Here is a 22,097-nt window from a genome sequence, read left to right as displayed (position 1 = left end):
ATGAGAAAAAGTACATTTAGCTTTTTAATTGTGTTTTTTGTTTTGAGCAGTGTTGGAATGGCTCAAGATCAACGACGCGAAAATTTTAATAAAGATTGGCGCTTCTTTTTAGGGGATGATTCTACCGCTAAAGCTACTACGTTTAACGATGCCAAATGGCGCCAAATGACATTGCCACACGATTGGAGTATTGAAGGAAGTTTTGATGAAAAAAATCCGGCGAAGCCCGAAGGTGGAGGTTTACCAACCGGAATTGCTTGGTATCGAAAAGAATTTGTTGCGCCCAAAAATTTCCAAAACAGAATCATTTCTATTGAGTTTGATGGCGTTTACAAAAATAGTGAGGTGTACCTAAATGGTAAATTGTTAGGGAAACGTCCCTACGGTTATATTTCTTTCTCTTATGAATTGACACCGTATCTTAAAGAAGGAAAAAATGTATTAGCGGTAAAGGTAGATAATTCTGCACAACCCGATTCTCGTTGGTATTCTGGTTCAGGTATATACAGAAATGTGTGGTTAACCAACACCGCAAAAATTGCTGTTCAGCAATGGGGCACTAAAATAGAAACCGATGTTTTCGATGTGAAGGAACAAACGGGTATGGCAACCGTAATTGTAAAAACAACACTCGAAAATAAAGCTGGAGAGGGCCAAGAAATACGGTTGTTAAATGTTATCTACGATGAGCAAGGTAAATTTGTATCGAAGAATTTATCAAAGAAAATAACCGTTAATACCTCGCATAAGTTTTTGGTTGGTCAGCTGAATATGATGCGTTCAAAACTTTGGTCTCCAGAACAGCCCAATCAATATAAATTGGTTACTCAGGTAATTCAGGGCGATAAAATTATTGATACAAAAGAAACATGGTTTGGGTTACGAACATTTAATTTCGACCCCCAAAAAGGATTTAGTTTAAATAGTAACCCGTATAAAATTTTAGGGGTTTGTATGCACCACGATTTAGGTGCTTTGGGTGCTGCGGTAAATACGCGCGCTATGGAACGTCAATTGGAAATTCTTAAGAATATGGGCTGTAATGCCATCCGAACGGCTCATAATCCACCGGCACCTGAGTTTTTAGATCTATGCGATAAAATGGGGTTTTTAGTGATGGATGAGGCATTTGATATGTGGAAGAAAAAGAAAACCTCCAAAGATTATCACCAGTATTTTCCAGAATGGTATCAACGCGATTTAACCGATATGATTAAACGCGATCAAAACCATCCTTCTATTATCATGTGGAGCATTGGAAACGAAATCCGCGAACAATTTGATAGTACCGGTATCGCCATTACCAAAGAATTGGTAAGAATTGTTAAAAGCCTAGATAATTCTCGCCCTGTAATATCGGCATTAACGGAAACCGACTCAAGCAAGAATTTTATTTATCAGGCAAAGGCCTTAGATATTTATGGTTTAAATTACAACCACAAAAAATACAAGGATTTTCCTATTAATTATCCAAATACCAACTTTTTAGCTACAGAAACCACATCCGCATTAGAAACGAGGGGTTTTTACGACACAGCAGATACCATTCGTCGTTGGCCACGCGATGGAAAAACAAAGTTTACCGAAGGGAATAAAGAATGGGCCGCTTCATCGTACGATAATGTTTCGGCTTATTGGGGTTCTACTCATGAAGAAACCTGGAAAGAGGTGAAAAAATATCCACACGTGTCGGGTTTGTTTGTATGGACAGGATTTGATTATTTAGGCGAGCCTTTACCTTATCCATGGCCAGCGCGTAGTTCTTATTTCGGAATTGTCGACTTAGCAGGTTTTCCGAAAGATTCGTACTATTTATATCAAAGCGAATGGACCGATAAACCTGTTTTGCATCTGTTCCCACATTGGAATTGGGAAACTGGAAAAGAAGTAGAGGTGTGGGCATATTACAACAATGCGGATGAAGTTGAACTCTATTTAAATGGCAAATCCCTCGGAAAACAAAGCAAACAAGGGGATGATTTGCATATCGTATGGAAAGTACCTTTTGCAGCCGGAACTTTAAAAGCAGTATCGCGTAAAAATGGACAGGAAGTACTTGTTAGAGAAATTAAAACAGCCGGTAAACCCGCTAAAATTCAATTAATGGCCGATCGAACGAAAATTAAAGCCGATGGAACGGATTTATCTTTCGTAACGGTGAAAATAATGGATAAAGCAGGTAATGTGGTGCCTAATGCCGATAATTTGGTGGAATTTTCGTTAGAAGGTGAAGGGTTTATTGCCGGTGTAGATAATGGTTTTCAAGCCAGTTTAGAGTCTTTTAAAGCGAAACAACGTAAAGCATACAAAGGCCTGTGTTTGGCTATTTTGCAAGCCACAGAAAAGACTGGTACAATTAAACTAACAGCAAAATCAGTTGGTTTAAAAGCAAGTTCCATCACAATTACAACAGAAAAATGAAGAGGAGAATGAACATTGTAAAGGGAATCGTAAATAATTTGATGATTGGATTGCTGTTCTGCGGTATGGGCGTTAAAGCACAGTTGGTAGATAAAACGCCAACAGCCATCCAAAAAGTACCTGAAATATACAATCGCGAACCCTACGAAGATCCTTTAGTAAGCGGAATCAATCGCGATGCGTCACGTGCAACAGCCTATTCGTTTACCACGCTTGCGGATGCAAAAGCAGGGGATAGAAGCAAATCGAGAATGCTATCCCTTAACGGCCAATGGGATTTTTCTTTTGCCCCGAAACCATCAGAAGCACCCAAAGACTTTTATAAAACACGCGTTTCTAACTGGAAAAAAATAGAAGTGCCTTCCAATTGGGAAATGAAAGGATATGATAAACCCATTTACAAAAGTGCGGTATATCCCTTTCGTCCGGTAAATCCACCCAATATACCACAAGATTACAATGGCGTTGGAAGCTATCAACGTACCTTCACAGTTCCGGCCGATTGGAAGGGCATGAACGTAACACTTCATTTTGGTGGTGTAAGCTCTGGCTATAAAGTTTGGTTAAATGGCAAGTTTTTAGGCTATGCCGAAGATAGTTTCTTGTCTTCAGAATTTAATATCACCCCTTATTTACAAGCCAGAGAGAATGTTTTGTCGGTACAAGTACTCCGCTGGACAGATGGAAGCTTTTTAGAAGATCAAGACCATTGGCGTTTAAGCGGTATTCAGCGCGAGGTTTTTCTTTTAGCAGAACCTAAATTGCGCATTGCAGATTTCTTTTGGCAAGGAAAATTGGATAAAGAATATAAAGATGTAACCTTTAGTATTCGCCCAAGAATAGAAAATTTAACTGGAGAAAACGTACAAGGTTATACCGTTAAGGCCTCTCTTTTTGACGCCAATGGAAAAGATGTTTTATCAAAGCCACTGGAGCGGAGTGCCGAAAGCATCATCAATGAAATTTATCCGCGCCTAGATAATGTGAAATTTGGTTTGCTGGAAACAACGTTGAAAAATCCCCTTAAATGGAGCGATGAACAACCAAATTTGTACACTTTAACACTTTCCTTGCTCGATAGTATGGGCAAGATAATGGAAGTTAAGAGCTGTAAAGTGGGCTTTAGAAGTATAGAATTCTCTAAAACTACCGGTAAGTTATTGATCAATGGAAAAGAAACGTATTTGTACGGAATTAACCGACCGGATCATGATCCTATAAAAGGAAAAGCGCTCAGCAGAGAAGATATTTTACGCGATGTGCAAACCATCAAGCAATTCAATTTTAATTGCATACGAACCAGTCATTATCCAATGGATCCGTATTTGTACGATTTATGCGATGAATACGGTATTTTAGTCATTGATGAAGCGAATTTAGAAACGCATGGTTTGGGTGGAAAATTAAGCAACGACCCACAATGGACGGCAGCCTATGTAGAAAGAGCAAGCCGAATGGTGCTTCGTGATAAAAATCATCCAAGTATTATTATTTGGAGCTTGGGAAATGAGTCGGGAAGAGGGCCAAATCACGCAGCCATGTCGGCTTGGATCCACGATTTTGATAGTACGCGCCCGGTACACTATGAACCGGCAATGGGAAACCCACGTTTAGACGGTTACATGGACCCGAGTAATCCGGCCTATTTAAAACCGAACGATCACTCGCATCGTTTACAAAATCCACAAGATGAACCGTATGTGGATATTGTAAGCAGGATGTATCCAAGCATTTATACGCCTAAAATGCTGGCAGAACAAGATAATGGCGATAAACGCCCAATATTTTTTGTAGAATATGCCCATGCCATGGGAAATTCGGTTGGAAATATGAAAGATTTTTGGGATGTTTTCCGTTCAACACCCCGTGTAATTGGCGGCGCAATTTGGGAGTTTAAAGATCAGGGGATTTTAAAAACCGATAGCGCTGGTGTGCCTTTTTATGCCTATGGAGGCGATTTTGGAGAAAAGTATTTCGATAATTTTACCATCAAGGGAGTGGTAAACTCGGATGGAACTGTTAAATCGGCTATGTACGAATGTAAGCGCGTATATCAGGGCGCAGAAGTTACGTTGGAAAATCAAGCCGCTAGAACACTGAAAATCACAAATCGCTTTGCGGTAAACAATTTAAATCGTTTTGCTGTAAAACTCATCATCCGCCAAGATGGCGAAATAATCAGTACCAAGCTGTTACCCAAAATAAATTTAGCAGCAGGAAAAGATACCTTAGTGAATATTTCAGCCTATTTACCAAAAATGGATGCGGGATCAGAGTACTTAGCGGATATTCATTTCCTTTTAGAAAAGGATGAAGTTTGGGCAAAAAAGGGTTTTGAAATAGCATCCAATCAATTTGCACTTTCAGGATTGGCAAAAAGCAATACCATCGAAAAAGTGAGTCCTGCAACATTGGGCCAGTCTACCGATGCAATTCAATTAGTTACTGGAAAAAACTTCGAAATCGGAATAAGTCGCACTAACGGGGGATTGGTGTCCTACAAATGGAAAGGCGAGGAACAAATTTCAGCACCGCTGCTACCACATTTTACACGTCCATTAACCGATAATGACAAACGCGGCTGGAAATCGAATAAAAAATTAAAACAATGGTACCAAAACGATTTAAAATTTGAACGTAGTTTTACCGGCAAAGCCGATGAAAAAAATGGTTCAACGCTTTTAATTGGAGCAGAATATTCATTAATTCACGATAGTGCCAAAGTAGAAGTAACCTATTTGGTTTCGGCTACAGGGACGCTAAAAGTTGCTTATAAATTAAGCGTAAAACCAGGATTACCGAACATTCCAAAAGTAGGCATGCAGATGGGAATTAAACGCGCCTATGATGAAATTACCTGGTATGGCAAAGGACCTATGGAAAATTACATTGATAAAAACTACGGTTTTGATGCGGCCATTTATCATGAAAATATCGAGCGTTTTATGGAGAACTATGCCGTGCCACAGGAAAACGGAAACCGCACCGATGTACGTTGGATGTATTTTTCAAATAAAACAAAACAACAAGGAATGTTGGTCGTAGCCGATAGCCTTTTAAGCATGAGCGCAAGTCCGTTTACCGACGAAAATGTACAAAATGCCAAGCATACCAATAAATTAAAAGATGCTGGCTTTTTAACCGTAAACATCGATTTAAAACAAATGGGCGTAGGTGGAAACGATAGCTGGAGCGATGTAGCTGCACCGCTTCCGCAATACCAAATACCTGCAAAAGAATATAGCTATAGCTTTTATTTATTGCCGTTTAACGGAAAAATGGAAGAATTAAAAAATAAAGTAAAACGCGTAAAATTTTAAAACGTGAGCAATAAAATAATATTAAAAGGAATAACCTGGAACCATAGTCGTGGCTTATTGCCAATGGTGGCCACCGCACAACGATTTTCGGAATTAAATCCCAACGTAGAGATTACCTGGGAAAAACGAAGTTTGCAACAATTTGCCGATTTCTCCATTCAAGAATTGGCAGAGCGATTTGATTTATTGGTGATCGACCATCCTTGGGCTGGTTTTGCAGCAAAAACAAAATCCATTATTCCATTAGATGAATATCTATCTGTTGATTATTTAAAAGATCAGGAGCTGAATACCGTAGGGGCATCTTTTGAAAGCTATTGCTATGATGCGCATCAATGGGCCTTACCGATTGATGCGGCCACACCAGTAGCTGCAAGCAGACCAGATATATTGCAAGAGAAAGGGCTCGAATTACCAAAAAACTTTGATGATTTGTTAGCCTTGGCTGATAAAGGATTGGTAGCCTTTGCGGGTATTCCAATCGATGTGTTGATGAATTATTACACCTTTTGTTGTTCATTAGGTGAAGACCCTTGCCAATCAGAAACCGAAGTTGTTTCCTTAGAGCTAGGTATAAAAGCCTTAAAAATGTATCGCAATTTGGCAACCAAAATGGATAAAGCCAATTTTAACCGCAATCCCATTCAGGTGTACGAGGCCATGACTCAAGGCGATACCATTGCCTATTGCCCATTTGCATACGGATATTCAAATTATTCGAGAAGAGGGTATGCCAGAAAAGTGCTGCATTTCCACGATATGATTACGTTAAATGGTCAAACAAATTTGCGGAGTACCTTAGGTGGAACCGGATTGGCTATTTCATCGAAATGTGCAGCGCCAGAAATTGCCGTAAAATACGCTGATTTTGTGGCATCACCCGCCTGTCAGGAAACACTTTATTTTGAAAGCGGAGGACAGCCTGGACACAAGCAAGCGTGGCAAAATGAAGAGGTAAATAGACAAAGTTTGGATTATTTCGCCAATACTTTACCAGCTTTAGAACGCGCCTTTTTGCGTCCACGTTACCACGGACACATGTATTTTCAAGACCATGCCGGCGATATCGTACGCAATTATTTAATGAATGGCGGAAACGAAGAAGCAGTAATCCATTCGTTAAATGCCTTATATGTAAAATCAAAAAGTTTATAAAAAATGAGTAAACCCTTAGAAGGTGTGTTGGTTTTGGAGTTTTGTCAATTTTTGGCAGGGCCATCGGCTGGATTAAAATTAGCCGATTTGGGAGCGAGGGTAATTAAAATTGAACGCCCAAAAGGAGGCGATGCTTGCCGCCAGTTATCGATTAAAAACCTATTCTTAGAAGAAGATAGTTTACTTTTTCACACCATCAATCGGAATAAAGAAAGCTACACAGCCGATTTAAAGAACGCCGAGGATTTAGAAAAAGTAAAACAACTGATTGGCAAAGCCGATATTATGACCCATAATTTTCGCCCGGGTGTGATGGAGAAAATTGGTTTAGATTATGCTTCAGCAGCAGCAATCAATCCGCGAATCATTTACGGTGCTGTGAGCGGTTATGGAACAGCCGGTCCTTGGGTAAATAAACCAGGACAAGATTTGTTAGTACAATCGGTTTCAGGCTTAACTTATTTATCAGGCAGTAAAATAGACGGCCCTATTCCGTTTGGCTTATCGGTTTCCGACATTATGTGTGGTAATCATTTAGCGCAAGGCTTAATGGCCGCATTAATTAAACGCGCCAAAACCAATAAGGGCATGCTGGTAGAAGTTAACTTGCTCGAATCGGTGTTGGATGTACAATTTGAAGTACTGACCACCTATTTAAACGATGGTGGAAAACTGCCTCAGCGTAGCGCCGTAAAAGGAAGTGCACACGCTTATTTAAGTGCGCCGTACGGCATGTACCAAACGCAAAACGGGTATTTAGCCTTAGCCATGGGCGATTTGCAAACCATTGCCTCCGCCATGCAATGCGATATTTCCGATTTATATACGCATGAAAATGCCGGTTTCGAAAATAGAGATCAATTAATCATGCGTTTAGCAGAAATAATTAAAGAAAATAAAACCGAAATTTGGTTAAAGACTTTTGAAGACAAAGGTTTATGGTGTGCTGAGGTGTTAAATTACCAAAATGCCACCCAATTAAATGCCTATAAAAGTTTGGAAATTGAACAAGATTTACTGTTTGCTGATGGAAAAAAAATCAGTACCAGTACCAGCCCCATCCGATTAGACGGTAAAAAGTTAAAATCGCCCATGCCAGCCCCTAAGTTGGGTGCCCACACACATGCCATTAATCAAGAATTTAAGTTGAATTAAGCTATGAAACCACTTGAAGATTATTTGATTGTCGATTTTAGCCAGTTTTTATCTGGACCGTCGGCAAGTTTACGTTTGGCAGATTTGGGTGCACGGGTTATAAAGGTGGAACGTACAGGAGTGGGCGATATTTGTCGGACCTTGTACACGTCTAATTTGATTATGAATGGCGAATCATCTGTTTTTCATGCCATCAACCGCAATAAAGAAAGCTTTGAAGTTAATTTGAAAAATGCTGCTGATGCCGAAATGATTCGGGAGCTATTGAAAAAAGCGGATGTGATGATTCATAATTTTCGTCCAGGGGTGATGGATCGTTTAGGCTTCGATTATCAGTCGGTTTTGACCTTGAATCCAGCCATTATTTATGGCGAAATTTCAGGGTATGGCAACGATGGAGAATGGAGAAATAAACCCGGACAAGATTTATTGCTGCAATCGGCCACAGGATTAACTTGGTTAACAGGAAATGCTGATGCAGGCCCGGTAGCCATGGGTTTATCCATTGTTGATATGATTGCAGGAGCGCATTTAGCACAGGGGATTTTAGCCGCCTTGTATCGCAAAGCGATTAAAAACGAAGGGAGTTTGGTGCAAGTGAGCATGATGGAATCGGCCTACGATTTTCAGTTCGAAACGATTACAACTTTTTACAACGATGGGGGAGCATTGCCTGTACGAACAGCCAAAAACAATGCAAATGCTTATTTAGGCGCTCCATATGGCATATATGAAACCGCTACAGGCTATTTGGCCTTGGCCATGGCATCCATTCCCGTTTTGGGCAAACTGCTCGCCTGTCCGGCATTGGAAAGTTATGCCGACGTAAAGCAAGCATTTGACCAACGCGATGAAATTAAAGCCATTTTGGCCCAGCATCTTTTAACCGGAAGTACCGAAAAATGGTTGTCGGTTTTAGAACCAGCCGATATTTGGTGCGCCGGAGTTTTAGATTGGAATGAATTGATGGAACACGAAGGCTTTAAAGCGTTAAACATGGTGCAAGAAGTAGAAATGGTAGATGGCTACCGCTACGAAACCACCCGCTGCCCAATTCGTCTCGATGGTGAACTGTTAGTTTCATCAAAAGGCTCGCCTAAATTAGGACAAGATAACGAAGCAATTATCAAAGAATTTATCGAAAATGAGTGTAAACGTTCAATATAAGCCAGAATTGCCGGTAACGGAGCAACCAATTATCATCATTGGTGCCGGAGGAATTGTAAAAGATGCCCACTTGCCAGCCTATAAGATGGCAGGTTTTACAGTTTTAGGTATTGTAAATCGTACCAAAGAACGCGCCCAGAAATTGGCCGATGAATTTGGGATTCCAAATGTGTACAATACCATTGAAGAGGCGGTAGCCAATGCACCTGAAAATACAGTGTTCGATATTACCACCATGCCGGAAATGTATATCGAAACGTTAAAAAAGTTGCCAAATGGAAGTGCTGTTTTAATTCAAAAGCCCATGGGCGATGATTTTAAAGAAGCAAAAGCCATTTTAGCACTCTGCCAAGAAAAACAATTAAAGGCAGCGATTAATTTTCAACTTCGCTTTGCACCCTTTGTAAGTGCAGCCAGAGCCATGATTGAGCAAGGGTTGATTGGCGATTTGTACGATATGGAAGTCCGTGTAACGCTTAAAACACCCTGGGAATTGTTTCCACATGTGATGGTACACCCACGTTTAGAAATCCAATACCACAGCATTCATTATGTCGATTTAATCCGTTCTTTCTTAGGAAACCCACAATCGGTATTGGCTAAAACATTGAAACATCCTGCAAAAGCATTGTCATCCTCGCGTTCGACTATTTTGCTCGATTACGGAGATACCATGCATGCGGTTATCAATACCAACCACGACCATGAATTCGGTCCTGAGCACGAAGAAAGTTTCATCAAATGGGAAGGAACAAAAGGAGCAATAAAAGCCAAAATGGGTTTGTTAATGGATTATCCACACGGTGTACCAGATAAATTTCAATATTGCTTGGTGGAAGAAGCAAAAAAACCAGAATGGCAAACCATAGAATTAGAAGGTTCTTGGTTTCCGGAAGCGTTTATTGGAACCATGGCAAATTTGATGCGCTATGCAGAAGGAAGCACTGATACGTTGTACACAAGTGTAGAGGATGTCATTAATACGATGGCTACGGTAGAATCGGCGTATCAATCGAGCGATACAGGTGGCGTAGAAGTTGCAAATGTTTTAAATAAATAAATTAGGGTAAAAGAATTAAAATAAAAGGAATATGTATTTCAGATCAATATTTTTTGAAGACTATGCGTTAAATAGCAAACGTGTAACCTTGGGTAGAACCATTACAGAAACCGATTTTGTGGTGCACGCAGGGCATACAGGCGATTTTTTCCCGCATCATATGGATGCCGAATGGTGCAAAACACAGCCCTTTAAGCAACGTATTGCGCACGGAACAATGATTTTTAGCATCGGAATTGGTTTAACAGCTTCAGAAATTAATCCAGAGGCTATGAGTAAAGGCTACGATAAGCTACGTTTTGTAAAGCCCGTTTTCATAGGCGATACCATTCACTCAGAAATTACCATTTCTGAAAAGGCCGATGCAAAAAAGCCTGAATATGGGACGGTTACCGAGCACGTTGAAATTTTGAACCAGCATGGTGAGGTGGTTTTAGTTTGCGACCATCTGTTGATTGTGAAGAAAAAATAGAAATGTTACAGTTACAATTAAAACCTAAATACGATATTAGGGGCTTAATTAAACAAACTACAACCAAATATGAACCCGAATTCACAACCTGAGTTAGTTACAGAAGGAGATTCATCTTCATCGAAAAAGTACTTATTGCCCTTCATTTTTGTTATCAGTCTCTTCTTCCTATGGGGGATGGCACATAACCTCGATTCGAGCTTGATTCCGCATTTACGTAAAGCATTTAATTTGAGTAATGTAGAGTCGATGTTAATTGATACCTCTATTTTCTTTGCCTATTTTGTAATGGCTATCCCAGCAGGATATTTATTAAAAAAATTAGGCTATAAATCGACCATGATTTTGGGTTTAGTGGTATTTGCTGTGGGCGCATTTTTATTTGTACCTGCGGCCAATAATCTATCCTATACCACTTTTTTAATTGCTTTGTTTATCATTGGCTGTGGATTAGCTACGTTAGAAACCTCTGCAAATCCCTATGCAGCTGTTTTGGGAGATCCAGCAAAAGCATCAAGTCGTTTAAACTTAGCGGCCTCTTTTAATGGTTTAGCAGCAGCGGTAGCAGGTTTTGTAGGTACACGTTACATTTTATCAGGTAAATCGTATACCAATGAAGAGTTGGCCAATATGACCGAAGCAGCTCGTTTGGCAGAAGCTTCTTCCGTAAAAATGCCTTATATCATCTTAGGAACAATTCTAGTGGTGATTGCTGTTATTTTCTGCTTTATCAAATTCCCTGAAATTAAAACCAAAAGTGTGGATGGCGAAGCAAAAGGAAGCTTTTTCGGTGCATTGCGTCACAAACACTTAAGATGGGCTATTGTAGCACAATTCTTTTACGTAGGGGCGCAAGTATGTGTAACCAGTTTATTTATCCGCGCAGCACAACAAGGTGCAGGATTTGATGAGGTAACTGCCGGTAAATACTTGTTTGCTTATGGTATTGTGTTTACGCTTGGTCGTTTTGCAGGTACTGGATTGTTGCAATTTATTACTCCACCGCGTTTATTAGCCATTTATGCAGTAGTTTCTGCTGTGTTATCATTAGTGGCCATTTACGGAGAGGGAACAAGTGTTGTTTATGCACTTTTAGGTTTAGGCTTTTTTATGTCGATAATGTTTCCAACAATCTTTGCTTTAGGTATTGAAGGAATTGGGGATGATACTAAACCAGGTTCTTCTTGGTTAGTAATGTCGATTATCGGAGGTTCATTAGTTCCTTTAACAATGGGTGCTTTAATCGATGCAAATAACGATAACGTTCAAATTGGTTATGCCATACCTTTAATTTGCTATTTAATTATTCTATTCTTTGCCTTATCAGGGTATAAGATAGCCAAAAAATAAAAAATCATGTTACTAAAATCACCCAAGGCGCTCCTGTTTTGTTTGCTAATTTTTACAAATACGTATTCATTTGGTCAATCAGAAAATGCAAAGCCTTGGGTGTTTTGGTACTGGATGCAGGCGGGTGTTTCAAAAGAAGGTATTACGGCTGATTTAGAAGCCATGAAGGCGAATGGGATTGGTGGCGCGTATTTAATGCCCATCAAAGGAGCTTCAACACCACCCATTTATACGCCTGTAGCGGAACAATTATCGCCCCGTTGGTGGGAAATGTTCGAGTTTTCGCTCCGCGAAGCACAGCGTCTTCAGTTAAAAATAGGAATGCACGTAAGCGATGGCTTTGCTTTGGCCGGTGGGCCGTGGATTACCCCAGCCATGTCGATGCAAAAACTTGTGTCTACTAAAATAAACGTTACAAGTACAGTTAAAAATATTGTCCTTCCTAAACCCGAAAGTAAGGAGAATTATTATGAAGATATTGCCGTCTATGCCTACCCAAGTCAAATAGGGGCAAATTCTTCTACGCGAAATACCATTCCAGTTGTGACCACGAGCAACGGCGTAGATGCAAGCGGACTGATAAAGCCTGATAACAAACAAAATTTCGGCTCTTCTGAGCCCTGTTACATTCAGTATGCCTTTGCAGCACCTTTTACCTGTAGAACGGTTACAATCCGCACGAGCGGGAACAATTATCAAGCGGAGCGTTTAGAAATTCAGGTCAGCAACGATGGTAAAAATTTCCGTTCGATTGGTCGCTTAGAGCCGCCACGACACGGATGGCAAGATACTGATGAAGATTTTACCAACTCTATTGTCCCTACTACAGCAAAATATTTTCGCTTCGTGTTCGATAAAACAGGTTCAGAAGCCGGTTCGGAAGATTTAGATGCAGCCAAATGGAAACCCAGTTTAAAAGTTCGAAACATCGAGCTTTTTTCAGCAGCACAAATTCATCAGTATGAAGGGAAAAACGGCTCTGTTTGGCGCGTTAGTAAACGTACAACCGAACAGCAAATAGCAGATGATGCATGTGTTCCTTTGGCAAAAATTATCAACCTCACAAGTAAGTTAAAAGCCGATGGCACGCTCGATTGGAAAGTGCCGGCAGGAAATTGGACTATTTTACGCGTAGGCCACACAAGCACGGGGCATACCAATGCAACGGGTGGGAAGGGAAGTGGTTTGGAGTGCGATAAATTTAACCCTGAGGCGATCAAATTGCAGTTTAACAGTTGGTATGGCGAAGCACTCAAACATGCAGGTTCTGATTTTAGTCCAGGTGTATTGAGCGTTTTTCATGTGGATAGTTGGGAATGTGGTAGTCAAAATTGGTCTTCTGTTTTTAAACAAGAGTTTCAAAAACGCAGAGGATACGATTTAACGCCTTATTTACCCATTATGACTGGATTGCCTGTGCAAAGCGTAAAAGTATCGGAAAACTTCCTGTATGATGTTAGACAGACTATTTCAGAGTTGGTAGTAGATGCGTTTTATAAAACAGTTGCGGCCATGGCTAAAGAAAAAGGCCTGACCTTTACGGCAGAAAGTGTGGCACCTACCATGATGAGCGATGGATTATTGCATTACAAAACGGTAGATGTACCCATGGGCGAATTTTGGAACAACAGCCCCACGCACGATAAACCCAACGATATGTTCGACGCCATTTCAGGTGCGCATATCTACGGTAAAAATACCATTTTAGCCGAAGCCTTTACCACGGTTCGCATGGATTGGAACGAAAGTCCAATGAATCTGAAAGCTTTACAAGACCGTAATTACGCATTAGGAATCAATAAATTAACCTATCATGTTTTTACGCATAATCCTTGGTTAAACCGCAAACCCGGAATGACCTTGGATGGAGTTGGGATTTATTTTCAACGCGATCAAACCTGGTGGAAACTTGGAAAAGCTTGGGTAGATTACGCTACGCGATCTCAAGAATTGCTTCAGCAAGGGAAACCAGTAGTGGATGTAGCTGTTTTTACCGGAGAAGAATTGCCACGTCGTTCGGTGTTGCCCGATAGATTGGTTAGTACATTACCGGGCGTTTTTGGAGAAGACGTACAGAAAGCAGAAGAAATTCGACTTAAAAACGAAGGACAGCCTACGCGTCAACTTCCAGCAGGGGTTACGCATTCTGCTAACATGGCCGATCCCGAAAATTGGGTGAATCCATTAAGGGGGTACGCATACGATAGTTTTAATCCCGATGCTTTCAGTACCGCTACTGTAAAAAATGGAAAAGTAGTGTTTGCAAGTGGCGCAAGCTATAGCGTTTTGGTTTTTACGGGGAAACTTTTGTTAAATCCAAATGACCAATATGTGCGCTATGAAACGGTGAAAAAGCTGCATGAATTGATTATTTTAGGAGCTAAAGTAATTGTAGCAGATAGACCAATTTATCAAGCTGGTTTAAAGCAGGTTAATGATAAAGAATTTAACGATGTAATAAGTGCCATTTGGGGCGGTAAGTTTGAGTCCGTTTTGCAAAATGGACAGCAGATTCAGGTAAAGAAAATGGGTAAGGGAAAGGTGTTTAAAGCACCGTTTTATGGTGCAGATTTTACCGAATTGGGTCTAGAAAGAGATCTGTATGTACAGGAAAAAGCGAATCATACTTCTGAGGATTACGCGAAAAAGCTCGCCTACACGCATCGCCAAACGGCACAAAAAGATATTTATTTTATTTCCAATCAAGAAGATAAAGAAAGAATACTTGAGTTTTCATTCCGCGTAGCAGGAAAAATTCCGGTACTATACGATGCTGTTAGCAACACGAATATTTCCTTGAAAGAATGGAAACAACAAGGAAATAGAACCATTTTCAGTTATTGTTTGGCTGCCAATCAATCTATTTTTGTGTTGTTCGAAAAAGCGACTAATCAAGAAAAGCAGGCCGCAGGGTCGAATGTAAAGCGTTTTAAGAACTTGGAAGATATTTCATTCAATTGGGAAGTTAAGTTTGATGCTAGCTTGGGAGGCCCCGAAAATCCCGTTGTTTTTAAAGAATTAATCGATTGGAGTAAATACCCCGATACCAATATCAACTATTATTCTGGAACGGCCTTTTATAGTAAGGATTTCATTTTTAGCCAAAATCCGGAGCGTGTTTGGATTGATTTAGGAGCGTTTTCAAGTATGGCTGAAGTGAGAATTAACGGCCAATCATGCGGTATTTTATGGACACCTCCTTACCGTTTAGATATCAGTAAAGCCCTCAAAAAAGGCAAAAATAAAATTGAAATTGAACTGGTGAATACCTGGGGTAATCGTTTAATTGGTGATAGTAAATTACCTGAAAACAAAAGAATTACCAATACAACTGCTCCATTCCGATTAGCCGATAAACCATTGTATGCTAGCGGATTGCTTGGGCCTGTTCGTATTCAACAAGAAGAAAATTAAATGATGAAAGTATTTCAACGAATTGGGTGCTTATTCCTGTGGGGCACTCTAGGTGTTATGCCGCAGGGCCATGCACAAGACAAAGCTTTGGTTAATACAGCAAATAGTGCATTTGTAAAACTGCACAGCATCAACATGAGCGATGTAACGTGGACAAAAGGCTTCTGGGCAGATCGATTTAAAGTAGCAACTGAAACCATGGTGCCCAACATGTGGGCGATATACAATGATCCTAAAATTAGCCATGCCTTTAAAAATTTTGAAATTGCTGCGGGCTTAGATACAGGGAGCCATTCGGGACCTTCTTTTCACGATGGCGATTATTATAAAACGCTCGAAGCAGTAGCCAGTTTATACGCGGCTACTAAAAATGAAAAACTGAACAACCTGATGGATGCAGCCATTGTAGTCATCGGTAAGTCGCAACGTGCAGATGGTTATATTTATACAAAAGCGATGATTGAGCAGCGTAAAACAGGGGCAAACAATCAGTTTCAAGATCGCTTAAGTTTCGAAGCGTACAACATTGGCCATTTAATGACCGCGGCTTGTGTACATTATCGTGCCACGGGAAAAACCAATTTGTTAAATATCGCAAAGAAAGCAACCGATTATCTGTATAATTTTTATAAATCGGCTTCGCCAACACTGGCGCGCAATGCAATTTGTCCTTCGCACTATATGGGTGTAATTGAAATGTACCGCACAACCAAAGACCCACGTTATTTAGAGCTAGCCAAGCATTTAATTGCCATCAAAGGTAAAATAGACGATGGAACGGATGATAATCAAGACCGTATACCATTTTTAAAACAAACGAAAGCCATGGGGCACGCCGTTCGTGCCAATTACCTGTATGCTGGCGTGGCCGATTTATATGCCGAAACTGGGAATGATTCCTTGTTAAACACGCTTAATTTGATGTGGGATGACGTGAATCAGCATAAAATGTATATCACCGGAGGTTGCGGCTCACTTTACGATGGCGTATCGCCAGATGGAACTTCTTACAATCCGGTTGATGTTAAGAAAATTCACCAGGCCTTCGGACGCGATTTTCAATTACCTAATTTTACCGCGCACAACGAAACCTGTGCCAATATAGGCAACATGCTTTGGAACTGGAGAATGCTTCAAATTACCGGAAATGCAAAGTATGCCGATGTAATGGAATTGGCCTTGCACAACAGTGTGCTTTCAGGAATTAGCTTGGATGGAACCAAATTTTTATACACGAATCCTTTGGCGCAAAGCGATGATTTGCCTTTCAAACAACGCTGGTCAAAAGACCGTGTTCCGTACATTGCATTGTCTAATTGTTGTCCTCCAAATGTGGTGCGTACGCTTTCCGAAGTAAATGATTACCTGTATAGTATTTCTGATAAAGGGTTATGGTTCAATTTATATGGTGGAAATAACTTAAGTACAAATTTAAGTGATGGTACTCCTGTTGCATTAAGTCAGGATACCGATTATCCTTGGAATGGAAAGATTAAAATTACCCTAAAACAAACAGGAACGAAGGCTTTTTCATTGTTCTTTCGAATTCCAGGATGTAACCAAAAATGCGGAGATTAGCATCAACGGAAAAAAGCAAACCATAACGATGGAGCCGGGTACATACGCGGAATTGAATCGGGTTTGGAAAAAAGGAGACCAGGTAGAATTGAATTTACCAATGGAAGCTACCTTGATAGAAGCCAACCCATTGGTTGAAGAAAACAGAAATCAAATAGCCGTTAAACGCGGTCCAATCGTATATTGTTTAGAATCGATCGATTTACCAGGGAAAAGTATTTTTAATGCATTTGTTCCGGTTAATACCACCTTCGAGGCGAAAGCGATTACCATCTCCGGAACCAATATGATGAGTTTAGTGGGCAAGGCAAAGCTCGAATCACCAAACAATTGGAGCAAGGTTTTATATCGTCCGGTTGAGGATAAAAGCACTGTAGCTGAAATTAAGTTAATACCTTATTTTGCTTGGGGCAACCGCGGTCATTCCGAAATGTCGGTATGGTTACCATTGAGCAGATAATTTTGTCAAGAATATGAGAAAGAGATTCAATAGTTTTAAATTAAGTTTTTTGCTCACTGTAAGTGTTTTATCTGCAGGAGCAACTGTAAAGCCTGCATCGCTATTTACCGACCACATGGTTTTGCAGCAGCAAAGTAACGTGGCGATTTGGGGATGGGCAAAGGCTTCGTCTAAAGTTAAAATCATCACCTCTTGGAATAAAAAAAGCTATACAGTTAATGCCGATGCGAACGGTAAATGGAAAGCGAAAGTAGAAACACCTACCGCAGGCGGACCCTATGAAATTGAACTCAACGATGGGGATAAATTAATTTTAAGCGATATCTTGATTGGTGAAGTATGGTTTTGTGGTGGACAATCGAACATGGAAATGCCGATGAAAGGTTTCAAAAGTCAGCCAATATTGGGGTCTAATGAGGCGATTCTAAAATCGACCAATAGTAATTTGCGCCTGTATACCGTGCCGCGTTCATCGGTACTTGAGCGACAAGAGAACAGTAAGCCTTCACTATGGAAGCTAGCAGAGCCAGAATCGGTAGCTAATTTTAGTGCAACAGCCTATTATTTTGGGTCGATGCTAAGCGAATTGTTGCACATACCCGTTGGTTTAATTAATGACAGTTACGGAGGCTCATCCATAGAAGCCTGGATGTCACCAGAAGATTTAAAACCTTTTCCCGAGGTGAAAATACCATCCAAAGGAGATACCATTAAAGAAGTAAGCCGGACACCTTCCACCTTATACAACGGCATGTTATTCCCCATAATTGGTTATGGAATAAAAGGAGCCATTTGGTATCAGGGCGAATCAAACTACGATCGCTCAGACCGTTACGAAGATTTATTTCCCGCAATGGTTTCTAACTGGCGCAAAGCCTGGGATGCTGGTGAATTCCCGTTTTACTTTGCCCAAATAGCGCCTTATAAGTATGCACAGTTACCGCCGTATCACAAAGGGGGTAAATTCAACTCTGCTTTCCTACGCGATGCACAACGAAAATCAGTTGCAAAAATACCAAATAGTGGAATGGCTGTTTTACTAGATATAGGCGAAGAAAATTGTATCCATCCAGCCAATAAAAAGCAAGGAGGAACACGATTGGCCTATTTGGCTTTGGCAAAAACATACGGAATGAAAGGTTTCGGATATGCCAGTCCATTGTACGATTCGATGGTGGTTGATAAAAACAAAGTAACCATTAAATTTCAAAATTTACCGAATGGTCTAACATCTTTTGGTGCTCCATTGAATCAGTTTGAAATAGCAGGTGCTGATAAGAAATTTTATCCCGCCAAGGCAAACATTAGTGGAAGTACCGTAGTGGTTTATGCCGACCAAGTAGCTAATCCGGTAGCTGTTCGCTATGCATTTAAAGATTTTGTAGTAGGCGATTTGTTTGGAAACGATGGTTTACCTGTATCTTCGTTTCGTACCGATAATTGGGAGGAATAAATGAAACGGTTTCATTGCATCGTACTTTTTCTATTGACAACGTTTTGCGTTTGTTTTCATATGGCTAACGCACAGGATTTTGTGTGGACGAGTCAAAGCAAAAATTCAGCAGAATCGATGCCGCTCGGAGGGGGAGATATCGGAACCAATGTGTGGGTAGAAAAAGATGCTATTTACGTTTATTTGGCACGTAGCGGCACGTTTGATGAAAACAATTCGCTATTAAAATTAGGACGATTAAAGATTAAATTATTTCCGAACCCTTTATCTGCAAATTTTACCCAGCGTTTGGTTGTGAAAGATGGCTACATCCAAATTTCAGGAAAAACCAAGGAAGTAGCCGCTAGCATCAAGCTTTGGGTTGATGTTTTTAAGCCGGTTTTAACACTCGAAATTAATGCCGATAAAAAGATTCAGGCAGATGTAGAATACCAAAGTTGGCGGACAGAAGACCGTGTAACCAAAGGTTCTGAGAATAATCAAAATTCGTACAAATGGGCGCCACAAGGGCAGATAAAGACGTTTAAAGATAGTATTGCGGTGCATGAGAGTGCACTGGTGTTTTATCATCAGAATAAAGCGCAAACGGTTTTTGATGTTACTACGAAGCAACAAGGTTTAGCGGATGTAAAACAGCAACTCTATAACCCGCTGAACCATTTAATTTTTGGAGGTTTGTTGCAAGGCGATAATTTGGTATTTACTGGCGTAAGTTCTGGCAAGTATTTGAGTACGCCTTACCAAGCTTGGAAATTTAAAACGGTAAAGCCAACGCAAAGGCAGAAAGTTGTGCTTACATTTTTAACGCAGCAAAATCCATCAGCAGCGCAGTGGAAAAGTGATTTAATTCAGCAGGCAAAAAGAACCGCAAAGGAATCGGCAAAAGCTTTTGAAAGGACTGTGAATTGGTGGCATAGCTATTGGAATAGAAGTTTTATTGCTATACAATCGCCCGATACCTTGGCACAGCAAGTGGCAAGGAATTACCAGCTTTTTCGGTATATGCTGGGTTGCAATGCGTATGGGGCTTGGCCGACAAAATTTAACGGGGCTTTGTTTACCTTTGACCCCGAACTCACCAATTCAACATTGGCTTATACACCCGATTTTCGGAATTGGGGTGGAGGAACCCACACGGCACAGAACCAACGGTTGGTGTATTGGCCGATGCTCAAAAGTGGCGATTTTGATGCCATGAAACCACAATTTGATTTTTATTTGCGCCTGTTAAAGAATGCCGAAATCCGTACCCAACAAGCTTGGGGCCATTCAGGCGCTAGTTTTACAGAGCAAATAGAAAATTTTGGTTTACCTAATCCGGCCGAATATGGTTGGAAACGACCGCAAGGGTACAATATAGGACTTGAATACAATGCTTGGTTGGAATATGAATGGGATACGGTTTTAGAATTCTGCATGATGATTTTAGAACGCGAAAGATACACTGGAACATCGGCTAAAGAATACCTGCCTTTAATTGAAAGCTGCCTTACATTTTTTAAAGAACATTATACGTATTTGGCAAAGCAAAGAGGTAGTAAAGGATTGGATATGAACGGTCACTTGGTTTTGTATCCGGGTTCTGCAGCCGAAACCTATAAAATGGCCTATAATGCCAGCTCTACCATTGCCGGATTAAAGACGGTTTTAGGCGCTTTGCTGGCTTCTCCATCGCTGCAAGATTCCTCCAAAACAAAATGGGAAAAACTATTAGCCAGTATCCCGCCAATCAATTTCAGAACGTTTGAAAATCGTGTAACCATTTCTCCAGCAAAAAGTTGGGAGCGTATTAACAATACCGAAAGCCCTCAATTGTATCCGGTTTTTCCATGGGGGATGTATGGAGTTGGCAAAGCCGGATTGGATACGGCAATCAATACCTTTAAATACGATGCCGATGTGTTAAAGTTTAGAAGTCACGTAGGTTGGAAACAAGATAATATTTTTGCTGCTCGTTTGGGATTAACAGCAGAAGCGAAGCAACTTACGGAATTAAAGTTGAAAAACTCGGGAAGAAGATTTTCTGCTTTTTGGGGCCCGGGTTTTGATTGGACACCAGATTTTAACTGGGGAGGCTCCGGAATGATTGGTTTGCAAGAAATGTTAATACAGTGTGATGGAAAAAAAATATTTTTATTCCCATCTTGGCCAAAAGAATGGAATATTCATTTTAAATTACATGCTCCTTTTAAAACCACGGTAGAAGTGACTTTAAAAGATGGTAAAATAGAAAATTTAACGGTTCTGCCACAATCAAGAGCAGCAGATATCGTCAACATGCTAAAAAAATAAATAACCAAATGAACTTAGAATTAACGGATAAAGTTGTTGTAATTACAGGCGCAGCTAAAGGAATTGGAAAAGGTATTGCGGAAGTTTTCGCGAAGGAAAATGCCATTGCAGTAATTGTTGGTAGAAAAGCCACAGATAACCAATTGGTGGTAGACGAAATAGTTGCTACCGGTGGAAGAGCAGCCCAGTTTGTGGCCGAATTATCAAAACCAGAAGATTGTGAAAATGTCATTAAAGAAATTGTAGCACAATTTGGTCGAATTGATGGTTTGGTAAACAATGCAGGTGTAAACGATGGTGTTGGTTTGGAAAATGGAAACTATGCCGATTTTATGGCCTCATTGCATAAAAATGTGGTGCACTATTATTTAATGGCACATCATGCCTTGCCTGAATTAAAGAAAAGCAAAGGAGCAATTGTAAACATTACTTCAAAAACTGCTGAAACAGGACAAGGAAACACATCTGCCTATGCAGCAGCAAACGGCGGAAGAAATGCATTAACCCGCGAATGGGCGGTTGAATTATTGAAATATGGTATTCGTGTAAATGCAGTAGTAGTGGCCGAATGTTGGACCCCAGCCTATGAAACCTGGCTAGAAACCTTACCTGATGCGGAAGCTAAATTGAAAGAAATTACCAGCAAAATTCCATTGGAAAATAGAATGACTACTGCTGAAGAAATAGCGAATATGACGGCATTTTTAGTGTCGAGCAAATCAAGCCATACCACCGGACAAATTATTCACGTTGATGGAGGATATGTGCATTTAGACAGAGCCTTAGCAAACGCATAAATC

At 40.4% G+C, this 22,097-nt stretch carries 14 protein-coding genes; all 14 read left to right on the top strand.

Annotated features, from left to right (window positions below; genetic code table 11):
• The 14 genes from galB to ACJVDK_RS06060 all read left to right on the top strand — a co-directional run bounded on the left by galB (position 1) and on the right by ACJVDK_RS06060 (position 22,094).
• Positions 1-2,421 carry a beta-galactosidase GalB gene (gene galB, locus ACJVDK_RS06125; protein WP_443939401.1) on the top strand — a complete coding sequence of 807 codons (2,421 nt, stop codon included), beginning with the start codon at positions 1-3 and terminating at the stop codon, positions 2,419-2,421.
• Positions 2,422-2,429: 8 nt separating this feature from the next.
• On the top strand, positions 2,430-5,741 hold the full coding sequence (locus ACJVDK_RS06120; RefSeq protein ID WP_443939400.1) for a glycoside hydrolase family 2 TIM barrel-domain containing protein: 3,312 nt from the start codon (positions 2,430-2,432) through the stop codon (positions 5,739-5,741).
• 3 nt (positions 5,742-5,744) lie between these two features.
• Complete coding sequence (locus ACJVDK_RS06115) at positions 5,745-6,896, top strand: ABC transporter substrate-binding protein (RefSeq protein WP_443939399.1); 1,152 nt, start codon at positions 5,745-5,747, stop codon at positions 6,894-6,896.
• A gap of 3 nt (positions 6,897-6,899) precedes the next feature.
• Positions 6,900-8,051 carry a CaiB/BaiF CoA transferase family protein gene (locus ACJVDK_RS06110; protein ID WP_443939398.1) on the top strand — a complete coding sequence of 384 codons (1,152 nt, stop codon included), beginning with the start codon at positions 6,900-6,902 and terminating at the stop codon, positions 8,049-8,051.
• Positions 8,052-8,054: 3 nt separating this feature from the next.
• Entirely contained in the window at positions 8,055-9,218 is a 1,164-nt protein-coding gene (locus ACJVDK_RS06105) for a CaiB/BaiF CoA transferase family protein (protein WP_443939397.1), read from the top strand.
• Positions 9,196-10,278 carry a Gfo/Idh/MocA family protein gene (locus ACJVDK_RS06100; RefSeq protein ID WP_443939396.1) on the top strand — a complete coding sequence of 361 codons (1,083 nt, stop codon included), beginning with the start codon at positions 9,196-9,198 and terminating at the stop codon, positions 10,276-10,278. Before ACJVDK_RS06105 ends, ACJVDK_RS06100 begins: the two co-directional genes overlap by 23 nt.
• 31 nt (positions 10,279-10,309) lie before the next feature.
• Positions 10,310-10,750, top strand: a complete 441-nt coding sequence (locus tag ACJVDK_RS06095) for a MaoC/PaaZ C-terminal domain-containing protein (protein ID WP_443939395.1) — start codon at positions 10,310-10,312, stop codon at positions 10,748-10,750.
• A 69-nt stretch (positions 10,751-10,819) separates the two neighbouring features.
• Positions 10,820-12,100 (top strand): L-fucose:H+ symporter permease, encoded by a 1,281-nt coding sequence (gene fucP, locus ACJVDK_RS06090; RefSeq protein ID WP_443939394.1) that lies wholly within the window; start codon positions 10,820-10,822, stop codon positions 12,098-12,100.
• Between the two features lie 6 nt (positions 12,101-12,106).
• The gene (locus ACJVDK_RS06085; protein WP_443939393.1) at positions 12,107-15,514 is read left to right on the top strand and encodes a glycosyl hydrolase; all 3,408 of its coding nucleotides are present in this window, start codon (positions 12,107-12,109) and stop codon (positions 15,512-15,514) included.
• On the top strand, positions 15,515-17,092 hold the full coding sequence (locus ACJVDK_RS06080) for a glycoside hydrolase family 127 protein (protein WP_443939392.1): 1,578 nt from the start codon (positions 15,515-15,517) through the stop codon (positions 17,090-17,092).
• A gap of 28 nt (positions 17,093-17,120) precedes the next feature.
• Positions 17,121-17,552 carry a hypothetical protein gene (locus ACJVDK_RS06075; RefSeq protein WP_443939391.1) on the top strand — a complete coding sequence of 144 codons (432 nt, stop codon included), beginning with the start codon at positions 17,121-17,123 and terminating at the stop codon, positions 17,550-17,552.
• A gap of 13 nt (positions 17,553-17,565) precedes the next feature.
• On the top strand, positions 17,566-19,005 hold the full coding sequence (locus tag ACJVDK_RS06070) for a sialate O-acetylesterase (RefSeq protein WP_443939390.1): 1,440 nt from the start codon (positions 17,566-17,568) through the stop codon (positions 19,003-19,005).
• A 60-nt stretch (positions 19,006-19,065) separates the two neighbouring features.
• On the top strand, positions 19,066-21,297 hold the full coding sequence (locus ACJVDK_RS06065) for a DUF5703 domain-containing protein (RefSeq protein WP_443939389.1): 2,232 nt from the start codon (positions 19,066-19,068) through the stop codon (positions 21,295-21,297).
• 8 nt (positions 21,298-21,305) lie between these two features.
• Positions 21,306-22,094 carry an SDR family oxidoreductase gene (locus tag ACJVDK_RS06060; RefSeq protein WP_443939388.1) on the top strand — a complete coding sequence of 263 codons (789 nt, stop codon included), beginning with the start codon at positions 21,306-21,308 and terminating at the stop codon, positions 22,092-22,094.
• Positions 22,095-22,097: the final 3 nt, after the last annotated feature.

It is taken from the genome of Pedobacter paludisoli (genome assembly GCF_052344095.1).
In the GTDB taxonomy this organism is placed as follows: domain Bacteria; phylum Bacteroidota; class Bacteroidia; order Sphingobacteriales; family Sphingobacteriaceae; genus Pedobacter.
This window is presented reverse-complemented; position numbering and strand designations above follow the sequence as displayed.

Coding starts and splice junctions, on each gene's coding strand:
- ACJVDK_RS06080 (WP_443939392.1), top strand. CDS start 15,515: ATGATGAAAGTATTTCAACGAATTGGGTGCTTATTCCTGTGGGGCACT.
- ACJVDK_RS06105 (WP_443939397.1), top strand. CDS start 8,055: ATGAAACCACTTGAAGATTATTTGATTGTCGATTTTAGCCAGTTTTTA.
- ACJVDK_RS06070 (WP_443939390.1), top strand. CDS start 17,566: ATGAGAAAGAGATTCAATAGTTTTAAATTAAGTTTTTTGCTCACTGTA.
- fucP (WP_443939394.1), top strand. CDS start 10,820: ATGAACCCGAATTCACAACCTGAGTTAGTTACAGAAGGAGATTCATCT.
- ACJVDK_RS06060 (WP_443939388.1), top strand. CDS start 21,306: ATGAACTTAGAATTAACGGATAAAGTTGTTGTAATTACAGGCGCAGCT.
- ACJVDK_RS06085 (WP_443939393.1), top strand. CDS start 12,107: ATGTTACTAAAATCACCCAAGGCGCTCCTGTTTTGTTTGCTAATTTTT.
- ACJVDK_RS06100 (WP_443939396.1), top strand. CDS start 9,196: ATGAGTGTAAACGTTCAATATAAGCCAGAATTGCCGGTAACGGAGCAA.
- ACJVDK_RS06095 (WP_443939395.1), top strand. CDS start 10,310: ATGTATTTCAGATCAATATTTTTTGAAGACTATGCGTTAAATAGCAAA.
- ACJVDK_RS06120 (WP_443939400.1), top strand. CDS start 2,430: ATGAACATTGTAAAGGGAATCGTAAATAATTTGATGATTGGATTGCTG.
- ACJVDK_RS06075 (WP_443939391.1), top strand. CDS start 17,121: ATGGAGCCGGGTACATACGCGGAATTGAATCGGGTTTGGAAAAAAGGA.
- galB (WP_443939401.1), top strand. CDS start 1: ATGAGAAAAAGTACATTTAGCTTTTTAATTGTGTTTTTTGTTTTGAGC.
- ACJVDK_RS06110 (WP_443939398.1), top strand. CDS start 6,900: ATGAGTAAACCCTTAGAAGGTGTGTTGGTTTTGGAGTTTTGTCAATTT.
- ACJVDK_RS06065 (WP_443939389.1), top strand. CDS start 19,066: ATGGCTAACGCACAGGATTTTGTGTGGACGAGTCAAAGCAAAAATTCA.